Source organism: Porphyromonas uenonis 60-3 (genome assembly GCF_000174775.1).
GTDB classification, from domain to species: domain Bacteria; phylum Bacteroidota; class Bacteroidia; order Bacteroidales; family Porphyromonadaceae; genus Porphyromonas; species Porphyromonas uenonis_A.
Window position 1 is genome coordinate 1 of sequence record NZ_ACLR01000140.1, and the last position, 653, is coordinate 653.

Genomic DNA, 653 nt, shown 5'->3' on the forward strand with positions numbered 1-653 from the left:
ATCGGGGCGTACGGACGCAATGTCAATCAGACGGCGCAACGAGGTGCCCAAGGTGCCTATACGGGAGGTAAGGCAGTAGCTGGCGCCACTGGGTCTATGGCCGGCAACGTAGGCGGACGTATCAAAGGGGCACTTATCAAGGGCAAATAGCGTCCCTTCAGCCGAAGGGTGGCTATGACACGCTTGATGAGGATGCAATGACCACGTGATGGTCGTATGACGGTCAGGTGGGTAGGATTAGCTCCTCCTATGTGTGTCAATGTAGCAGCTGGGGAGGTAATCGTAGTGCCTGCCGTGTGGCACTAGAGTTTCCTACCCATGAAACTAGAGTTTCCTACCCATGAAACTAGAGTTTCCTACCCATGAAACTAGAGTTTCCTACCTATGAAACTACAGTTTCTTACCTATGAAACTACAGTTTCTCCCGTATGAAACTGCAGTGCCAAGTGGGGGTGGCACTAGAGTTTCACCCGTATGGCACTACAGTACCAAGGCACATTGGCACTAGACTACCCCTCAGAAGTTTTTAGATACAAGACAATTAGAATAATGGAATATGGAATTCAAATCACTCACAAACATAGAGACCTCTTTCAAGCAGATTAGGCTCTACGCTATCATCTTTGCGATAGTCTGCATAGCGGTCAGTAGCT

The 653-nt window shown here is 49.0% G+C and carries 2 pseudogenes; both read left to right on the forward strand.

What is annotated here, in order from left to right:
* A pseudogene (locus PORUE0001_RS10065) lies at positions 1–150 on the forward strand (conjugative transposon protein TraJ); the annotation flags it as partial.
* 406 nt (positions 151–556) lie between these two features.
* Positions 557–653: pseudogene (locus PORUE0001_RS10070) on the forward strand (conjugative transposon protein TraK); the annotation flags it as partial.